The 15,470-nt window shown below is 50.0% G+C and carries 10 protein-coding genes; 3 read left to right on the forward strand and 7 right to left on the reverse strand.

Annotated features, from left to right (window positions below; all coding sequences use genetic code 11):
- Nucleotides 1–266: 266 nt before the first annotated feature.
- The 6 genes from FC99_RS11820 to FC99_RS11845 form a co-directional block, all read right to left on the reverse strand.
- Nucleotides 267–998, reverse strand: coding sequence for an L-ribulose-5-phosphate 4-epimerase (locus FC99_RS11820; protein WP_048735333.1), 732 nt, complete (start codon nt 996–998; stop codon nt 267–269).
- Nucleotides 999–1,021: 23 nt separating this feature from the next.
- The gene (locus FC99_RS11825; RefSeq protein ID WP_056986561.1) at nt 1,022–2,626 is read right to left on the reverse strand and encodes a xylulokinase; all 1,605 of its coding nucleotides are present in this window, start codon (nt 2,624–2,626) and stop codon (nt 1,022–1,024) included.
- Nucleotides 2,627–3,148: 522 nt separating this feature from the next.
- Nucleotides 3,149–5,524: a hypothetical protein gene (locus FC99_RS11830; RefSeq protein WP_048735327.1), complete on the reverse strand. Its 2,376-nt coding sequence runs from the start codon at nt 5,522–5,524 to the stop codon at nt 3,149–3,151.
- Nucleotides 5,524–6,420: a helix-turn-helix transcriptional regulator gene (locus tag FC99_RS11835; RefSeq protein WP_048735324.1), complete on the reverse strand. Its 897-nt coding sequence runs from the start codon at nt 6,418–6,420 to the stop codon at nt 5,524–5,526. Before FC99_RS11835 ends, FC99_RS11830 begins: the two co-directional genes overlap by 1 nt.
- A gap of 672 nt (nt 6,421–7,092) precedes the next feature.
- Nucleotides 7,093–8,412 (reverse strand): glycoside-pentoside-hexuronide (GPH):cation symporter, encoded by a 1,320-nt coding sequence (locus tag FC99_RS11840; RefSeq protein WP_191979313.1) that lies wholly within the window; start codon nt 8,410–8,412, stop codon nt 7,093–7,095.
- Between the two features lie 275 nt (nt 8,413–8,687).
- A complete protein-coding gene (locus tag FC99_RS11845) occupies nt 8,688–9,656 on the reverse strand; it encodes an AraC family transcriptional regulator (RefSeq protein WP_048735318.1) in 969 nt (322 codons plus the stop codon).
- A 349-nt stretch (nt 9,657–10,005) separates the two neighbouring features.
- Between FC99_RS11845 and FC99_RS11850 the strand changes: the two genes are divergently transcribed.
- The 3 genes from FC99_RS11850 (at nt 10,006) to FC99_RS11860 (ending at nt 13,953) form a co-directional block, all read left to right on the forward strand.
- A complete protein-coding gene (locus tag FC99_RS11850; RefSeq protein WP_048735316.1) occupies nt 10,006–11,976 on the forward strand; it encodes a glycoside hydrolase family 127 protein in 1,971 nt (656 codons plus the stop codon).
- Between the two features lie 130 nt (nt 11,977–12,106).
- A complete protein-coding gene (locus tag FC99_RS11855) occupies nt 12,107–12,301 on the forward strand; it encodes a hypothetical protein (RefSeq protein ID WP_048735313.1) in 195 nt (64 codons plus the stop codon).
- 236 nt (nt 12,302–12,537) lie between these two features.
- Complete coding sequence (locus tag FC99_RS11860; RefSeq protein WP_048735310.1) at nt 12,538–13,953, forward strand: MFS transporter; 1,416 nt, start codon at nt 12,538–12,540, stop codon at nt 13,951–13,953.
- Nucleotides 13,954–14,042: 89 nt separating this feature from the next.
- Here FC99_RS11860 and FC99_RS11865 read toward each other — a convergent pair whose 3' ends face one another.
- Nucleotides 14,043–15,122, reverse strand: coding sequence for a GntR family transcriptional regulator (locus FC99_RS11865; RefSeq protein ID WP_048735308.1), 1,080 nt, complete (start codon nt 15,120–15,122; stop codon nt 14,043–14,045).
- Nucleotides 15,123–15,470: the final 348 nt, after the last annotated feature.

A 15,470-nucleotide genomic window follows, 5' to 3' on the forward strand; every position in this document is an offset into this window, starting at 1 on the left:
CGATGTGCCAATCCGACCACCTGACCCAACTACTAAGTTCAACTTAAGCTGGACGCATAGCAACGTTTCAAGTAGCCGGAGCTAACTAGAGATGGATGCCAGTGTCGGTGCTGTTTGACCGGCGATTTTCCGGTCTTACAGCACGGGACGTCGGCAAGACTCATGAACTTTGTGAGACTTGCCGGCGAGGCCGAAGACCGCTCTATGGCTTCGGCCGTGCCCCACAGGCAGGAATCTCTAGTTAGCGTAGGCGGCAAAACCGAAACCTACTCGCGAGCAGCGTGGTCCTTGGACTTGGCGTTGTTTTGGCCGTAGTAGGCGTTGGCACCGTGCTTGCGAAGGTAGTGCTTATCCAGCAAGTACTGTGGCAACTCACGGTTAGCCCGCGTCAGCTGCAAGGTGTGGTAGTCTTCTTCGGCAACCACTTCAAGGACCTTAGCGTTGTACACGGCCTTGTCAGGAGTTGGGCCCCATGAGAAGGGACCGTGTTGGCTAACCAGGGCAGCGGGAACGGCTTCGTAGTCGATACCACGTTCGTTAAAGGTCTTCACGATGGTCTTTCCAGTGTTGCCTTCGTAGTCTTCTTCGATTTCTTCCTTAGTCAAGGCATCGGCAGCAGGCACGTCACCATAGAAGGTGTCGGCATGCGTCGTGTTCATGGCTGGGATGTCCATCTTGGCTGCAGCAAAGGAAACGGCCCAAGGTGAGTGGGTGTGAACGATCCCACCGATATTTGGAAAATGGTTGTACAGGTAGGTGTGAGTTGGCGTGTCGCTTGATGGGTTTAATTTCCCTTCAACGACCTTGCCATCCTTCAGGTTCACAACGACCATGTCTTCTGGCTTCAGTTCGTCGTAAGGAACCCCTGAAGGCTTAATGACGTACAGGCTCTTCTCACGGTCAACACCGGAAACGTTACCCCAGGTGAATGAGACCAAGCCAAGCTTTGGTAACCGCATGTTGGCTTCATAAACTTCTTGTTTTAAATCTTCAAGCATGCTATTTCTCCTTTAAGTCTTAATTAATCGTCCAACAGGTCAATGGCCTTGCCTTCAACTGGTAAGGCGGCCTTGTAACCGGCGATGAATTCGTTAGATCCTTTAACTCCAGCTGGGTCAGGGTCGATTGTCGTGCTGTCTGGGTTGGCAAAGACCTTGTTATCCAGGAAATCTTCCAGCGTTTCATTGGCAGCCTTGTCAGCGACGTAGAAACCAAGCACCGCCATCCCCCATGGGCCACCTTCGCCAGCATTGCTGGTAACGGTGATTGGGGTATTCAACGAGTCCGCTAAGACCTGTTGACCAACCTTAGGCGTCCGGAACAGACCCCCTTGCGCAATCAGGGAGTCCAAATGAATGTGTTCCTCATTGGCCAAGATGTCCATACCGATCTTCAATGGGGCAAAAGCTGCGTACAGCTGTGTCTTCACGAAGTTGGCTAAGGTAAAGTTACTGTTTGGCGTCCGGACGAACAGTGGCCGACCAGCCGTCATCTTGGTAATGTTTTCACCAGAGAGGTAACTGTAGTTCAACAGGCCCCCGGCGTTGGCATCACCCTCGGTTGATTTGTTGAAGAGTGCCCCGTACAATTCGTCGGGCTTCAGGTCAACGCCAATCGTTTGGGCAAATTCCTTAAACAGGTTGACCCAGGCGTTGATGTCGGATGAACAGTTGTTGGTGTGGACCATGGCCACTGGTAATCCAGTTGGGGTCGTCACCAAGTCGATGTCGCGGTGAACGGCCTTCATTGGTTGGTCTAAGACCACCATGGAGAAGGCTGACGTCCCGGCCGAAATGTTCCCGGTCCGTTCGCGAACGGCGTTGGTCCCGACCATCCCGGTTCCGGCGTCACCTTCAGGCGGTGCCATCACGCTACCGGCTGTCAAGTTACCCTTTGGATCGAGCAACTTCGCCCCGTCGGTGGTCAAGTTACCAGCTGGTTGACCCGCAAGGAGGACCTTTGGCAGGATATCCTTGATGTCCCAATGGTATTGCCGAACGGACTTCACGTCTCTAAATTTCGCTAATAATTTTTCGTTGTAATCTTTAGTATCACTGTCGATTGGGAACATCCCGGAAGCATCCCCGATACCCAGAACGCGTTCGCCGGATAACTTCCAGTGAACGTAGCCGGCCAGCGTCGTGAAGAACGTAACGTCCTTGACGTGGTCTTCTTGGTTCAGGATAGCTTGATAGAGATGCGCGATGCTCCACCGTTGAGGAATGTTGAAGTCAAATAACTTCGTCAACTCATCGGCAGCTTGTTCCGTGATGTTGTTCCGCCAAGTCCGGAAGGGAACCAGCAATTGGTCCTTTGCATCGAAGGCTATGTACCCGTGCATCATGGCACTGACGCCGATTGACCCTACTTTGGTCAACGGAACGCCATATTTATCTTGAACTTCCGCAGCCATTGCCTGGTAACTGGCTTGAATCCCGGTCCAAACGTTCTCTAAGGAGTACGTCCAAACACCGTTCTTCAATTCGTTTTCCCAGACGTAACTGCCGGAAGCAATCGTTTTAAAGTCAGGAGTGACTAAAACGGCTTTGATCCGCGTTGATCCAAGTTCGATCCCCAGCGAGATGTTACCGCTTTCAACATCCTGAATAGTCTTATCCGCATTCATGCGATAAACCTCCATAGCTCTGTCGGCTAATAAATTCTACTACTCAACATCTTAAGTGTATAATTTTTATTCGCATAAATCAACAATAAATTATATTTATACGTATTATTTTTAGAGAATTCTTAGATTTAGTGCGTTCATAACTGATTTCGTTAAAATCACGCCCAACTGATTCCAGTTTAGCGTGACTAAAGTAGAATAATCGGGATTGCCTAACGTTTACTCACCTGACCGTTTAGTGACTCCTCAGGCTTGATGGTAGCGGTATCATCAACTTATACGGATAAATACGAATGGGTGACTGACAAACGCCGTGGCGTGGCTTATTGGTTACGCAAAATAGCCCTGCAGCCCGCCAATTCTGGTTGCTGCAGGACTATTTTTCATTTTATGTTGCTGAAACGTGTGCTACCGGGCAGCTGGCTCCGCTTAACAGGGATAACCAAATAATCCAAAACCGGGATTTTTCGGTTATCCCCGTTAATGCTCACCCGCTAACCGCCCGAAATCACACTCTCTTCTCTATTCTGCCACCGTCGCGTCCAAGAATCCCTTTTCCGTGTCATAAATGACCTGCGTTGCCGTCGTTGTTACGGCCTGTTGCCGGTGAATAAATTTCACAGCGTGAGGGTATGGCGCGTTGTTCGTTACCCGGTACTGGGTCGCCGAAAGCTGTTCGAGGCGCCCATTAACGACTGCCAATTCGCCGTCATCCTTTTCATACAGGTAGGCATTCTGGCCAAAGCCCGTCAGGTAGGCCGCAAGTTCTTCACCCATGTCCCAATCGGCTTGACCGGTATCACCATCTGGGAAGAGCCGGGTGTAGATGCCGCCGTCCTTCGCAAATGTTGATTGACCAAAGCGGTTCCGTGACAGGTCCGGCCGGTTCAAGTTAGGCCCAGCAATGCTGTAGGTCGAGGCTGCTTCCCCCGGCTTTAACTGGTTCGTTGGGGTCGTGGCGTTGCTGTCATACATGTACAGCACACCCACGAATGCCCGGTAAGAAGCCAGCAGCAAGGCCGTGTCATCCAAGACTTCGTAGGCATCCAGAGCTGATGCCGCCGTGATGCCGCCCCACAGAGAATGAATCATGTAGGACTGAGCTTCCCACCAGCGATCGGGTGCTTGACTCCGGAAGTCGTTGCTGTAGCCAATATTGGCCTTCAACAATTCCGCGTAAAGCCGCGCTTCCTTAACATAGCCGGCATTGGCCAAGGCCCCGGTTGCAGGTCCAAATCCCGCGTTGTCGTAGAAGTGCTCCGTAATAGCGGCTTGATACTCGCCACTGTGGGCTGCGACCCGTTGCGTGGCTTCTTCCCAACATCCCTTGATTTGTTCATATTCTTCGGTCAAGCCGTGCTTTTTCAAAGCTGCTAGCAAGTCGTTGATGTACAGGAAGTAAACGCCCAACGTGTGGGCTTCTTCCTTGCCCCGTTGTGAGGTGTGCAGGTCGGCGTTGACCCGCATGTTGAAGACCTGAGCCGCCCATTTCAAATAGGTCGCCGGCGAGTTCAGCTGCAAGACATCCTCGTCAAACTGAGCTAACAAGTAGTACACGTGCCCAATGTACTCGAAGTCCATGTCCCGGTAAAAATCACCGTACAGATTGACCGGCTTGAAGAAGTCACCGTTAGTAAACCACTTAGGCTTCACGTAGTTGACCGCACTGGCTTCGACCTCACGAACCTGATCTGCCGTCTTGTCCGTCTGGTGTAACAAGTTCGTCTGGAGAATCAGACTGAGTTTTCCAAGAGATTCCCCTTGATTAGAAATCGGCGTAAAGGCATCGTACGGCTTGGTCGTCTTCCCATTGTAGGCGTTCTTGGTCAACCAGTCGACCCGAGTCTCAATCAGATCACGGACGGCAGCCATGACGTTAAAGACGATCAAATCGCTACGACCATCCGTCAGGTAGATGCGCAGGTTGTGTTCACCAACGCCCTTGACCGGCGTCTTTAAGACATCGCCCTCGTAATCGCCAATCACGTCTTCCTTATGAAGCTCGCCATCCGTCTTGTAGGTCATGACCATGCGTTCTGGCTTGACCCCTGCCGGTAGTGAAATGTGAATGTTAGTGGTCTGACCGACCGTCAACAGCGGATCGTAGTTGATCTCGGGGTGACCATTAGCGGCAGCAACCGCCTTAAAGTCTGCCTGCGTCGTGAAGGGTTCGAGCACGAAGCTCCAGCTCTGCGCGGCACCACCGGTGATCACCACATAATTGTGCGGGTAGATCCAGTCGTTGGCTGTTTCTTCACCGTGCCGATAACCGCCAGCTAGCTCTAGTTGATGGAACAACAGCCCGTCCAGCGAAGGCGAAACGTTTTCGAAGAAGCGGTTAGTCCATTCGTTGTAGGTTCCGACGGATTGGGTGACCCCTGCCGTTTGGAACAGACCCAGATTAGGTCCTTGGTTGTCCCGCCGCACACCAGCCAGTTTGGTAAAGTTAGCCGAAATGCTAGGAAAGACAGCAGCCGAATCGGACATGTTACGGTGAACGTTCTTATCGCGGAACATCACGTAGGCCAGTGATGCCCAGACGCCAAAGTTCTCCAGCGTAATAAAGTCGTCGGTTGGATTTTGAACGACAATGTCCCACTGGACCTGTTTACCCACCAATCGGTACGTTTCGACGATGACTAAGCCGGCAATCATGTAAGACACCGTAATGTCGTCGTCCGTGGTCAAGACGTTGGGTTCAAAGTCAACGCTCCGATAAGTCTTGTCACCCACGGTCAGGGTAAACTCACCGAATAATTTATCCTCATCCTGATAGCCGACTTGCTTGAGATAAGCGGGATCCACGACCCAGTTCATGTGGTGGTCATCCTGCTTATTTTGCAAATTGACAATGGCCCCACGTTGGTTCACGTCTAGTTGAAACTGTGTTGATTCCATTACTTCAACCCCTCCTTGTCTGCTTTGATCCGCCGGGTGTTGGCCTGGCGATATTGACTGGGTGACAAACCCGTATATTGTTTAAATACCGTTGAAAAGTAATAAATATTCTGAAAGCCAATGGCCTCCGCGATTTCGGTCTCCAGCATGTTCGTGTTCAATAAGCGCTTGCTGGCCTCCTCCATGCGGTACTGACGTAGAAACTCAGTGGGCGTCAACCCGGTCGTGGCCTTCAACGTCCGAATCAGGTAATTCGGGTGAAAATGGAACTCCTGACTCAACGTGGTATTGGTAATTTTTTCGTCGAAATGATCACGCAAGTACCGCTGAATCTGTCCTGAGAGCTGAACCATCGCCGAGTCTTGCTGCGATTGGACCTGCACCTCTTGGAGAACGTCGATAAAGAGCTGCTGGGCCTGCCAGAAGCCGTATTCTTTGGTGGCCGAACTGTTCTTGAAAATCTGCTCGGTCATTTGAACTAAGCGATCCGGATGCTGCATCTTGGCGTGTTTGGCCAGATAAAGCGTCTCGGTCGGCGTGTAGTGGTGTAGCGTGGGGACCTTGATTGCCGAACGCATCGGCACCAAGGTCGCCTGCTGCTGCCAGTGACCGGACACGTAGAAGTGGAGCCAGTAATAGCCCGTGTCCTCGGTCACTGCATGCCAGGAATAGTGATGATGCATGGGCAACAGAACGAACATTTCACCCGGCTCAACGGTGTAGTCATTATCATCTTCCGAAATGAAGAGTTTCCCCTTAATCATAAACATCAGGATGAAGTACTGCAGGTTGTTACGGTTCGGGTGATGGTCACCGGCATGAAAGGTCGCGTATCCCCCCTCAATAAACGTCGGCAACGGTAAACACGAAATTGAAATGTAAGCCGGTTGGGCCATGCAATCACCTCCAAAATTTTTCCTTATTCGTCTTCGGTAGTCAGACACTTCACCCGGTGAGGCAGACCTGAAGCCTGAGACCCGGTCTTCAGGGCAACTTTGAGCCTAAAGCCCAAGTCTCAAAGATTGGCCTGTGCTCTAAGCCCGGTACAAACCAACCGGGCTAAGACCACCGACACGGGGTTACGTGCCTGACTACCTACGACTACGGCAACATTTTCCAATGCCATTATAGGTCGTATTCCTAATTTTTGTGAATCTAGCTAACAACAAATTTCATAACTAATTTATAGAATATGTTGCTGGCGTCGATGGCCATCACTCCTCATCAGCAGTACCAGCAAGTTCGCCCTCTGACACGAAATAGGTGCCTAGTCTCATGAAGAAACCGCACCTATTCCGTCAAAACATAAGCTGTCACACCATGATTCCTAGTAAGTCATGGTATAACTACGTGATCATTAGCTGACCAACTAACGTGCGTAACCGGAGGCTGGTGGATGGAACACTGTGTCGGTGGCGTTAGTCGGGGTTCTTTCCCGGCTTACACCACAGGCCGAGCTTGAAGACTCAGGTTCTTCGAGGCTTCAAGTCGAGTTCGAAGACCGCTTTTTGGCTTCGGACGGGCCTCACAGTGTGGAATCTGCCAGCCGCAGGTGAAGCGACGCCAGTTTAGTCTTCAGCTAATTCGCCACGTTTTTCGGCTAAGGTAGCACGGATGCCGGTTTCTTGCTTTTCGTAACGCATGTAGAAGATCATGATTGCTGCACCGATAACGAAGAAGATAGCCGGTAAGAAACTGATACAGAACTTGATAGCGCTCAAGGAAGCCGCCGTCTGAGCAGCACCCGCTTTGTAACCGGCGTTAGCCATGATCATCGATGGTGCCCAGCCACCCAGGCCAGAACCCATCTTGATGGCGAATGAACTCCCAATGGCAGTCAAGAAACCACTGGCCCGGATACCGTTCTTCCATTCCCCATAATCAACCGTGTCGGATAACATGGCAAATGGCATGGAAACGGAGATCCCAGTCCCAACGGAAGCAATACTCCAAGCAACCCCTAAAGCGATCAAGGACTTGCCAGTGAAGAAAATCATAATTTGGCCAAAGGCAGCTAAGCACAGACCAAACATTAAGACGTGGGTCTTGCTGAACTTCTTGACCATGAATGGAATTAAGACCATCCCGACCATTTGGAACATCACTAAGGCGTTCAATACGGAAGCGAATCCTTTGACACCTAAGTTGTACTGCGTGTAGTAAACCAAAACAGAAGTCCGTGAAGAGTTCCCTAACCAGTAGAAGATAAAGGCAACGACCAAGATGAACCAAGGCCAGTTACTCTTAGCGGCCCGGATACTGTCCATGATTGGAATGGACTTTTGCGTTGCGGTGTTGACTTCACGAGTATCGAAGAAGGCAAACATCAACAGGGCAAACCCAGCAACGGCTAAGACGATGGCCGTGTTCCGCCAACCAGCAACGTCATTGCCGCCGCCGAAGAAGGCAACGAAACTCAACGTAAAGGTTGCGGTAATCAGGAACCCAATGTTCCCACCGATCATCCGCACACTGTTTAACTTGATCCGTTCATCGGAATCGTTACTCAAGTTTGGCAGGATTGAACTGATTGGTGTCCCGACCCCGGTGTAAGAAATCCCGAAGAGCAGGTAGGTAATCATTGCCCACCAGAACTTCCCGGTGGCACTCAGGTTCGGTGTTAAGAACATCAGAACGAAGAAGATGGCAAATGGGAACGCCATCCATAAGAAGTACGGTCGACTTTGGCCCCACCGCGTATGGGTATGGTCAATGATGAAGCCCCAGACTGGCGCATCGAAGGCGTCCAAGATCCGGGCTGCCAGTAAAACGGTCCCGGCAGCGGCAACGGATAGCCCGAACACATCCGTATAGTAGTAAAGAATGAAGGTCGTGACCGTCGTGTAGAGCAAGTTCCCCGCGGCATCGGTACTGGCAAACGCTAACATTCTATGGAATGGGACTTTAGCGTCTGATTTAACAGCAGTTGCGACTTGACTTTTCACAATAAGTTCCTCCTTGAAGTGAATTTATAAAAACGACTCGTTAACCTCCCCGGGTGTGTCGCCTAGCTGTAATCGGTTACAAAATAATACAAATTACTAACAGCCGTGACCCCTGAGTGCTTTAATAGTCGCCTTTATTTATTACTAATTTAAATCAAAAACACGGTGTTGCCAATTCGATAGACAACACCGTGTTTATAATTTTTAACACACTGAACTTATTTCACACTGCTTTCATTTTCCTCACGATCCAATAAAGCACTTATGTCCTGGGGAATCGGGATGCTTGGATCAATAGCCGGATTATTCAAGTGGGTGTTGCCATAACCGTTCCGATACTGGCCCGCGGTCATGTTGACCTTCTTCTTGAAAAGCTTCATGAAGTTTTTGTCGTCGTGAAAATAAGCAGCGGTGGCGACCTGATTGACGGGTAAATTTGTCCGCACTAATAATAGCTTGGCAACTTCAATTTTTATATCTACTAAATAACTACGCAGATTTTTTCCCTGCTCGCGTTTGAACAGCTTAGTCAGGTAATCGGGACTCATATCAAAGTGATGGGCAATCACAGCAACCGTCAGTTCACTAGACAGGTTCGCTCTGACCCACTCCACAACCCGGGTAGTCTTCGCGTCGGTACCGCTAGCCGTGGCCACCAAATTTTGCAAGTAGGCATCCCCCACTGAGATCAGGACCAACTGCGTCATCAGATGATTGCCGTAGTCCGTATAATGATAGCGATTCGTGTAGTCCATCACCTGATTGAACATCAAAATCAGCTCCTGGGGATTGGCTACCTGAAAGTATCGGGGTAAGTTAACCAAGCAGTTCAGGTCGTGTGCCGGTTCATGAGCGGCCTGCTGTTGGGTCATCACCTGTACCTGTTGGTGGGAAAAATCGACCCAATCCCATTCCGCAAAAAAGTGTAACCAAAAGAAATCGACGGGACCAGTGGTGTCTTTCGTCCCCGCAATCCGCGTGTCGGGTGGCAATACCCAGCAATCATTGGCTCGAATCCGACACGGTTGCCCATTAATCGTGACATCAAAGTGGCCCTTCAGGCAGAAAATCACTTCGAAATCGTGCTCGTGATACATATCTTTATGCCGCCAACCCGCGTCAGCACTGAACTCACCGGCTTTATAGAACCAGAGTGGTTGCGACAACCTTAACTGCATTAATTTCATCGTCTCACCTCGTGTTCGGAAATTGCCACTTTTTTCACAGGTCAGTGGCTTTCTTTCAAGTTGTTACCGTTTACAATAATAGTTGTTCAGACAAATTATTATATTTTGAAAAGTGAGGTTTTGTAAACCGACCGATGCGATTGAAGCGTAAGACACCTGACCCACGGCATCTCTGCTCTTATTATATCATAGGTGGTTAGGTTCCTTACCCTTTTGCCGGGTATGCCAAACGTCTCGGCCAAAGAAGCTTGGCACGCCGCTGTGGTGTCCCTACATACTAGTTAGTTCTTCGACACCCCAGCCAACACATTTCAACTTATAACGCGACCACACGAAAGGAGATCTTATTTTGACTGAATCAACATTAACGACCGCTACCCCTAAGGTGACCATCACATCCGACTTCTGGAACAAGTACCGGCAACTCATCGTTAAGGAAGTCCTCCCCTACCAGTGGGCTGTGATGAATGACGAAGCCGATATCAACATTACTGACGAAAAGGGGGGCGACAACCCGGACTCCAAGAACAGCCACGCCGTTGCCAACCTCAAAATCGCTGCTGGCCAGATGAAAGGCCACCATTTCGGTTTTCCTTTCCAGGACACCGACGTCTATAAGTGGTTGGAAGCCGCAGCCTACTCCTTCAGCTACCAGGCCAACCCGGACTTGAAGACGGTGACGGATAACCTGATCGACCTGATCGCCGATGCCCAAGAAGACGACGGCTACCTGTCAACCTTCTTCCAGATCGACGCCCCAGAGCGAAAATTTAAGCGGTTACAACAAAGCCATGAACTCTACACCATGGGCCACTACATCGAGGCCGGTGTCGCCTATCATCACGCAACCGGTAACGAAAAGGCCTTGACGATTGCGATCAAGATGGCCAACTGCATTGACGCTAACTTTGGTCCGCAGGCCGGCAAACTGCACGCCGCCGATGGTCATCCAGAAATTGAATTGGCTCTCTCCAAACTCTTTGAGGTCACCCACGAGCAACGTTACCTCGACTTGGCCCACTACTTCTTGGTCAACCGGGGTGTCGACCCTGATTTCTACGACCGTCAGCTGAAAGCCGATGGATTCGATAACGACATCATCCCGGGAATGCATGGCGTGACCCACAGCTATTATCAAGTCGACCAACCCTTACTGACCCAAAAGGACGCTAAGGGCCATGCCGTACGGGTCGTTTACCTCTGCACGGGGATGGCTCACGTGGCTCGACTGACCGGCGACAAGGACTTGCAAGCCGCCTGTGACCGTCTGTGGGACAGCATCGTTCACCGCCGGATGTACGTGACCGGCGGGATTGGCTCGACCAACGTTGGCGAAGCCTTCACCTACGATTACGATCTGCCCAACGAAACCATGTACGCCGAAACCTGTGCCTCAGTTGGGCTGACTTTCTTTGCCAAGCAGATGCTACAAAATGAGGCCAAGGGTGAATTTGGCGACATTATCGAAAAAGAATTGTTCAACGGCGCTTTGAGTGGGATCTCCTTAGATGGAAAACACTTCTTCTACGTGAACCCCCTCACGGCCGACCCGAAGTTTCAACAGAACCCTTCGAAAGCTCACATCATGAGTCGGCGTCAAGACTGGTTCGGCTGTGCTTGCTGTCCAAGTAACATTGCGCGGTTAGTCTCATCCATTGACCAATACGTTTACACGGTCACCAATGACGCCATTCTGTCCCATCAATTCATCGCTAACCAGGCCGAATTTGACCAGGGCTTAGAGATTGACCAAACCAGTAACTTCCCTTGGGACAATCACATCCACTATGCGGTCAAGAACCCCAACGGTGTCCAAACGAAATTGGGCATCCGGATTCCAAGTTGGTCACGTGCCAACTTTACGCTGGTCGTTGACGGCGTCGAACAGACTCGGCCCGTTCAAAATGGCTTCATTTACCTCGATGTTACGGGTGATTTGACCGTTGAGTTGACCTTGGACTTCAGCATTCGTGAGCTCCAAGCCAATCCAGCCGTTGCGAGTGACGCCGGTAAAGTCGCCATCCAACGCGGCCCAATGATCTACTGCGCAGAACAGGCTGATAACTCGGCCGACCTCTGGAACTACCGGGTGGCCGCCGATGCTGACTTGACCTACCACTTTGACGCTGACTTGCTGAACGGCGTGGGTGAAATCACTGCCAAGGCCGCCGTCCGGAAAACACCCGCAACGACCGACCTGTACGCTGATTACCAACCAACGACTTGGCAACCGACCGACCTGACGCTGGTCCCTTACTATGCTTGGGCGAACCGTGCAGACGGTCAAATGCGCGTTTGGTTGAACAAGGAAAACGCCTAAATTAGGCACATTGACTAACGACCTTCACCACCCTTAAATACTGGTGAAGGTACATAACCAAGTTAAAGAAAAAATTCTGTTGCCCATCTCTCGTGGGTGTTCAGTACAACAGTTAATGGAGGCGAGAGCGTTGAAGTTTATGACTAAAATGTTTGCGGGTCAGTCCCTGATTTCGTGGATTCTACAATTAATTTTAATCTATCTGGCATGGCAGGTTGCCGATCACCACATCGAAAACAACCTGTGGACCATTGCCGGCGCGGGTGTCATTCTTCTGTTGACCTACATGAGTCTGTCCCACGACAGCAAACAACGGAATAAGTAACGTGAACTGGTCCGCACTACGGGCTCAGGCGCGTCGTTCTACTTAGTTGGCTTTTCTTGCCGGCTTAGTAGAAACCCAATCTTGAAGACTTGTGACCTTCAAGGCTTCAAGTTGTGTTTGCACCGTTCCAGCCCATATCTGGCAGCCGGTAAGGCGAATGACCTACTGTAAAGCAGAACAACGATTCAACTCTTAAATCATAAATAAGAAACATTATAGAAAGCGAGGAATTTGTTATGAGTTCTAATCAACAACAATCGGACCATAACGTTGCGGCAGCGCAAGCGCTACTAAAGAATGACCGATTACCATTTCACCGGAAAGTGACTTATGGATTTACGGATATGGCGGGGAACTTACTCTACTGTATCGTCGGATCTTACATGCTGTACTTCTTCACCAACGTCTTCAGGTTAGGCGTGGGGACTGCGGGTTCCCTGCTCTTGCTGGGACGGGTCATCGATGCCATCGGTGCACCAGTCATGGGGGTCTTAGTCGACCACACTCACAGTAAATATGGGAAGAGTCGGCCTTGGTTCTTGTGGATGGCCCTACCATTTTCCATCTTCATCTGGTTACTGTTTACCACGCCAGCACTGAGCGGGACGGCTAAAATCGTCTACGCTGGTGGGATGTATATTCTGGCTGAATTGGCCTACACGGCAATGTCGACGCCCATCACGTCCGTTTTGCCTAACCTGACGTCTAACTCTGACGACCGGATGTCGGCCAACTCGATTCGGCTGGTTCTCGGGAACGTCGGGAACTTCTTCGCCGTCACCTTCATCATGCCATTGGCAAGCGTCGTGGGTAAAGGTAACGACCAACGCGGCTGGTCCATTGCCGTCGGAATCTACGCCGTTATTGCCTTCATCTTGCTGATGATTGGATTCTTGGATATGCGCGAAAAGAACATTGAAAACGACGAAATTATAACTATCAAGGAAAGTTTCAAGGCGACTAAAGGAAACTGGCCATGGATTCTAATTGTGGCGGCTAACCTGATCTACTGGACGGCCTACTCCGCCAGAAACGCGGCCTTGCCTTACTACTTCCAGTACAACCTGGATAACAAGGCTCTGATTTCATTCTTCAACGGCTTCTCGATCATCCAAATCATCGGAATGGCCTCCGTCCCATTCTTCGTTAAATTTATGCATAAATGGGGTACGACCGTCTTCATGTTGGCCTTGACCATGGTCGGCCAAGTCTGGATGGGCTTAGCCGGTGGCAACGTCACCTCCGCTTTAATTGGGTGGTGTCTCGCATGTATCGGTTCTGGGTCCGCCTGCACCATGTTCTTCGCCATGGTTGGGGACACCGTCGACTTTGGCGAATGGAAGAGCGGCATTCGGGCCAACGGATTGTTGACCGCGATGGGGGCGTCCTTCTGTATTCAAATGGGCGCCGGGATTGGTTCCTTCATTGCTGCTAAGATCATGGCCGCTTTCGGATTCTCCGCTGCCAAGGCGGCTCAGTCCGCTGGTAGCCTAAGTTCCATCAGTTTCACCTTCATCTGGGTACCCGTTATTATTTACGCAATTAGTCTGATTATCATGATCTTCTACCGTAAGTGGGAAAACCATGAACCAGTTGTGACTGAAGACTTAGCAGAACGACATGCACAAGCTAAGGAAAGCGCGACTAACTAGGCAAGGAATGGTTTAATCAAGCTACCTATAAAAACACACAGGACCAGAATTAGCGTTTCAGCTAGCTCTGGTCCTGTGTGTTTTTGGTTTTATTTCTTCAATTGAATGGCTGAATGACGTTCCACAATGGATGTCTGATACGTGATTGGCTCAATACTCTCGTGATTGAGCATTTTGATCAGCAGGTTAGCGGCATCTGCCCCCATCCGTTCCTTCTCGTGGTTCAACGTGGTTAGGCTAGGCGTGAAGTATTCGCCCATCTTGTAGTTATCGAAACCAACGACCGAGATGTCTTCTGGGACGCGCAAATTCTGTGACTTGAGAAAGTCGATAACTTCGATGGCCAATTGGTCGTTGTAACAAGCAATGGCGGTTGGCGCATCCGCTTGCTTCAAGTAGTTGGCGATCCGTTCAAATAATTTGCCGGACTCTTCACCGGACTGGTACATGATGATATTGCTCATGTAGGACAGTTCTGGTCGCTGTTGGTAGGCCCGGACAAACCCATTCATCCGGTCAACCCCCTGAATATCGTCGACCTGAAAGATTCCCAGGATACTCTGATGACCTAGATCAAACAAGTAGTCCACCATTTCTTGTTCGGCAGTCAGATCGTTCGTATCCACATACGGGAAATCTAAGGATGGGTAGTGGGCGTTGATAAATAACGTGGGCAACTCATCGTCTTTGATTTCCTGATAGAGATCCTGGTTAGGATTGGGCAGCGCGCTTTGCGTGGGTTCAATGATCAATCCGGCAACCTTACTATCTAACATGCTGATCAGGCTCTTGCGTTCTTTATCATGGTTGTTATGCGTGTTGCTTAAGAGAATGGAGTAGCCGGCCTGCGAGAGCACCTGATCGATTCCGGAAATGATGTTGGGAAAAATGTAATCCGCAATGTGGGTCGTGATGACCCCAATCAGCTTGGTATCGGCCGGTGTCGACCAATCCTTGTGCCAATCCTGAACGAACATCCCCCCACCCTGAATCCGGTAGATAAAGTGATCACTCTCAAGGTCCCCCACCGCCCGGCGCACCGTGTAGCGGCTGACAGAGTATTGTTTCATAAGTTCTGATTCCGTTGGTAATTTTTCGTTGACCTGGTACTTACCAGATATGATGTCTTCTTTTAAGCCATCCTTGACTTTTTGATATTTATTTTCCATATTGCACCTCACCGATGACCTAATTCTACCGGTTTTTGGGAACGTTTACAAATAAATTTTGAAAATAAACAAATTTATTATACAACTCATTCTAACTTAGGTTCGTTCAATTAAATAAGTAACCTTCTCATGCAGGATACTAGCCGGATAACTTTCTTAAGAACCAGGTTATCTTTGCCTTGAACATGATCACCTTCCAAGTCGACTATATAAACGAATTCCTGCCGAAGTACAAAGATTACATCCGCCTTTTATTTAAAAATGGAGAGTCCTTTACCTTGAACTTAATTAACGTAAGCACCCAATAACTGACCGTATTGAATTTTAGACTAAAAATAAGAATGGCGT

Source organism: Levilactobacillus koreensis JCM 16448 (assembly GCF_001435525.1).
GTDB classification, from domain to species: Bacteria; Bacillota; Bacilli; order Lactobacillales; family Lactobacillaceae; genus Levilactobacillus; species Levilactobacillus koreensis.